We start from the raw sequence: 4,896 nt of genomic DNA, 5'->3' as shown, positions 1-4,896 counted from the left end.
GTAATAGGGTAGCGCTCTAGATCGATGATATCGCCCAGGGTTAGCGCAGGTGTGAAAGGCAGGGTAGTCATTTTTATTGGTCTCCGGTGGATCTGCTGGATTCAGATTGCATCGGCACCAAAATCAAGTCACGCTCATAATTTTACGCAATTTTGTGAATTATTTTCAGGTCGCTCGCCATGAGACTCACGCTGGATCACCTTGTGATGTTGCAAACCCTCTCGGAAGTCGATTCGATAACGGCGGTTGCCGAGCGCTTATGGCTGACACCTTCGGCCGTCAGTCATCGCATACGCGAAGCCGAGCGGCGGCTAGGTGTGAGCCTGACGGAGAGATCAGGCGGAAAACTGAGACTCAGCCCTGCCGGCGTACGCCTGGAACGGGCGGCCAAAGACATCATTGCGATACTGAATGAAGCCGAGTCTGAAGCCAGATCGATGGCCGGAGGCGTAACGGCTTTTGTGCGTATGGGCGTCACCTCCTACGGCCCGTTTCGCTGGATTCCGAAATTCATCAAGCATTACTCGAGCCTTCGGCCAGACATTGAAATAACACTGGTGACCGTACCTCGTAATGACGTTTACGCGAGCCTGATGCAAGGAAGGCTTGATGTGTCCATTATCGATGACGGCATGGTGCCGAGTGGTGTAGCAAAACTGCCCCTCTTTCGGGACGACTTGATTGCGATCATGGCAACCGATCATCCCCTTGCAGGAAGGAAAAACATTTATGCCGAAGACTTCAAAACCTACAACCTGGTGACCTACTCAACTGATCGCGCAAGTGGTTGGGAATATGATCGGTTCTTCGCCCCCGCCAGCATCTTGCCGCGCCGTATGATCACGGTGGAGTTGATCGAAGCCATCGTCGAACTGGTTCGCTCGGGATACGGAATCAGCATATTGCAACGCGATTTGGTGACCCCCAGCCTTGAGCGTGGGGAGCTTGCGTGGGCAGCCCTGAATGAAGGGCTGGACATCGCCTGGAACGCAATTATCCGGCCATCGGAACGGGAAGACAGTGAGGTCAACAAAATGGTTACAGAGCTTGATACCTGGATTAAATATGCAGAAAAACCTGAAGACGGCTTGTGAAATCCAGGCACTTACTGAAAAAAGAAAGCTGGAAACCATACCCGGCTTGCTTTTTTACAATCGGTATATCCGGACGAAAAGCCCGGTCAATTCTATAAAAGCCTGCCGGACAAACATCGCTCGGCATCACCTCGCCACAACGTTTAGACTTCACCCCTCCCCCACCCACGCACGCACGGAGCCCCTCGGTGAACGTCAACGACGCCGGTTTTGAAGAGTTGCTCAACGCGTTGCATGACGGCGTCTACATCACCGATGGCGACGGCATGACGCTGAAAGTCAATCATGCCTATGAGCGTCTGACCGGACTCAGTGGTGCTGATCTCATCGGCCGCCCCATGCAGGAACTCGTCAAGGAAGGCGTCATCTCGCAATCGGCGTCACTGCGCGTGTTGCAGGAAGGCCGGCCGGTGTCGGTGATGCAGAGCCTGAGTCAGGGCAAGAAATTGTTGGTCAGCGCCACTCCGATTCTCGACCCGCAACACCGTATTTCCTATGTCGTCAGCACGGTACGCGACATGACTGAACTGTTGCGCATGAAACACGAGCGCGATGAACTGCAGCAACTCAAGCAACTGCGCAACAGCACCGCCAAACTACATGCTGGCCAGCGAGACAACCTCCTGCATTCGCAGCTGATGGCAAATCAGGAAATTTCCGGCCCGGCCTTCGCTTTGGCCCGACAGGTTGCCAGTAGCTCGGTGAAAGTCCTGCTTCAGGGCGAAACCGGCGTCGGCAAGACCCTCGTTGCGCAATTCATCCACAACGCCAGTCCGCGTGCCAGCGAGCCATTTCTCGCGCTCAACTGCGGTGCACTGCCCGAGAATCTGATCGAAGCCGAGCTGTTTGGCTATGCGCCGGGCGCGTTCACAGGCGCGGGCCCGAAGGGCAAACGCGGCCTACTGGAACTGGCACACCACGGCACGTTGTTTCTCGACGAAATCGGTGATTTGCCACTTCCGGTGCAGGTCAAACTGCTCAAGGTCATCGAAGAAAACCGCTTCATCCCGGTCGGTGGTCTGGAGCTGAAGGAGGTCGATGTACGCATCATCAGCGCCACCCACCACAACCTCAAACAGTTGGTGGCAGAAGGACGTTTTCGCGCCGACCTGTATTACCGGCTCAACGTGGTGCCGATCAACATTCCGGCGCTGCGCGAGCGCAGTGAGGAAATCCCGCCACTGCTGCATTACTACCTCGACAGCTTCAATGTCCGTTATCAACGCCAGGTGCAATGGAGCCTCGAAGCCCTCGATCTGATGTGCGAGTACGCCTGGCCCGGCAACATCCGCGAGTTGATCAATATCGTCGAGCGGCTGGTGGTGACCAATCAGACCGGGACCATCGAGGCGCTGGATATGCCCGAGGAGATCCTCAACCTCAATCCGCAGAAAACTGACGACAGCCGTCTGCCACTACGTAAGGTGCTGGAGAACGCCGAGCGTGGGGCCATTCGTGCCGCGTTGCAGGTGCACAAGACCACTCGCTTGGCGGCCAAAGCGTTGGGCGTGAGTCAGGCAACCGTGGTGCAGAAGATGAAGCGCTGGGAACATTCTGATTAGGATTTCAATCAACCCCTATAAAATCGATCAGAAAACTAATCGAGACTGACCGGTCAACTCCCTTCAAACTTTCTGTGAATCGCTAGAAGGTCCATGCCACAAGGCTTTGCGCGAATTGGCACACCTTTCGCTATCTCATTCGGCACGTCTTCCAATAAAACAACGCACACAGGACGAGCCCGATGAGCATCTCTGCCTTCAAAATCGCCAACAAATTGATCACCGGTCAAGCCGCTATCGAGCAGCTTGCGGCCGAACTGACTCGCCTCAACGTCAACAACCCGTTGATCGTCACCGACGCCATCCTGGTCAAGTCCGGCACCGTCGATCTGGCGCTGGCGCAACTGGGTGGCCGTCGTTACGGCATCTTCGACCAAGTCAAACCGGAGCCTGAAATTGCCATTGTCGAGGACTGCACTCGCGCCTATCGCGAGGGCGGTCACGACGGGCTGATCGGTCTGGGTGGCGGCAGCGCTATCGACATCGCCAAGGGTGTCGCGGCGTTTGCCGGTCATGAAGGCCCGCTGGCCGAACTGTTCGGTGTCGATCTGGTGAAACGCAAAGGTCCTGCGCTGATTGCCATTCCGACGACCGCTGGCACGGGTTCGGAAGTCACCAACGTGGCAATCTTTTCTGACAAGCAAGCGCAGTTGAAGAAAGGCATTGTCAGCGACTACCTGCTGCCCGACGTAGCGCTGGTCAGCCCGATCATGACCCTGACTTGCCCACGTAGTGTGACGGCGGCCAGTGGTGTCGACGCGCTGGTGCATGCGGTCGAGTCCTATCTTTCGGTCAATGCTTCGCCCATCACCGATGCCATCGCGCTGGGCGCGATCAAGCTGATCGCCAAGGCACTGCCCAAGGCTTATGCCAATCCGTCCAACCTCCAGGCCCGGGAAGACATGGCCACCGCCAGCCTGATGGCCGGCATGGCATTTGGCAACGCAGGGGTGGGCGCAGTGCATGCGCTGGCGTATCCATTGGGCGGACGTTTCAACATTGCCCACGGTGTCAGCAACGCGTTGCTGCTGCCGTATGTGATGGAGTGGAACAAGATGGCCTGCGTCGAGCGCTTCCGTGATATCGCCGAAGCCATGGGCGTGCGCGTCGCCGACCTGAACGACAAGGATGCGGCGGATCAGGCAGTCAAAGCCATGGCGGATCTGTGCGCGGCTGTGGAGATTCCGTCCGGGATGCGCAGCTTCAACGTGCCTGAGGATGCCATCCCGGCGATGGCCGAAGAGGCCAGCAAGATCGAGCGTTTGATGCGCAACAACCCGCGCAAGCTGACCGCCACCGATATCGAAAAAATCTACCGCGCAGCCTACTGATCCCGAAAAGCCACGATGCCCGGCCTGCCGGTTCGGGCGTCTGCCATTACAAGACCAATAAAACAGGTACACCCAATGTCCAACACTCCTGCGCAGCGGAGCGAAAGCCCTTACATCCCGCTGGGCCCTTTCAAGGTCCGGTTACCGTTCATTCACTATAAATTCGAGCTGCCGGACTACCTGCAAGGCTTGTTGATGTGTGCCGTGGACCTGGCCGCCATTCCGCTGATGAMCGAATTGCTCGGCATGCCATTTGAGGTCGCGCTGGCCGTCGTGATGCTCAACGGCTTGCTCTATCTCGCGCACCATTTGCTCGGCGACCCAACCGTACCTGGCTGGATCACCCCGGCAGTGCCGTTGTTGATGGCTTACTGCGCGCAATTTCCCATGGGCCCGGAGCGTGTCCACGCCTTGATTGCCTTTCAGTTGATGCTGGGGGTTTTCTCGATTGCGCTAGGGGCGACCGGGATGGCGAAGAAGGTCGTGGAATACGTGCCCTCGGCGATCAAGTCCGGGATTATCGTCGGTGCTGGCTTGAGTGCGGTGATCGCGGTGTTTCAGGTCGGCGGAAAATTCAATGTGCTGCCGTGGACCATCTCGATTGCGGTCGGCATCGCCTTCTATCTGATCTTCTCCCAGCACTTCAACGAACTGAAGCAACGCAACCGCTTCTGGTGGAACTTCGCCAAACTCGGCATCTTGCCAATCATTTTGTTGGCGGTGGTGATTGCGCCGCTGTTCGGTGAAGCGCCATGGCCAACCATTCAGTGGGGCATCAGCAAACCGGATTTCGCCGGGCTGTGGAGCAACTACACCGTGTTCGGTCTGGGCATGCCGCCGCTGTCGATGTTCATCTCCGCGCTGCCGACCATGCTGGCGGTGTACATCATTGTCTTTGGCGACGTGCTC

The 4,896-nt window shown here is 57.1% G+C and carries 3 protein-coding genes and 1 pseudogene; all 4 read left to right on the top strand.

The window, feature by feature from the left end:
- Positions 1 to 179: 179 nt before the first annotated feature.
- A complete protein-coding gene (locus AC1DSG_RS27675; RefSeq protein ID WP_477793722.1) occupies positions 180 to 1,094 on the top strand; it encodes a LysR family transcriptional regulator in 915 nt (304 codons plus the stop codon).
- Between the two features lie 188 nt (positions 1,095 to 1,282).
- Positions 1,283 to 2,656 (top strand): sigma-54 interaction domain-containing protein, encoded by a 1,374-nt coding sequence (locus tag AC1DSG_RS27670; RefSeq protein WP_477793721.1) that lies wholly within the window; start codon positions 1,283 to 1,285, stop codon positions 2,654 to 2,656.
- 182 nt (positions 2,657 to 2,838) lie between these two features.
- Complete coding sequence (locus AC1DSG_RS27665; protein WP_477793720.1) at positions 2,839 to 3,987, top strand: iron-containing alcohol dehydrogenase; 1,149 nt, start codon at positions 2,839 to 2,841, stop codon at positions 3,985 to 3,987.
- A 75-nt stretch (positions 3,988 to 4,062) separates the two neighbouring features.
- Positions 4,063 to 4,896, top strand: a pseudogene (locus AC1DSG_RS27660) (hypothetical protein); the annotation flags it as partial.

The organism is Pseudomonas sp. P5_A12, assembly GCF_056400685.1.
The sequence above is the reverse complement of the archived record's forward strand: the minus strand, read 5'-3'. Positions and strand labels throughout refer to the sequence as shown.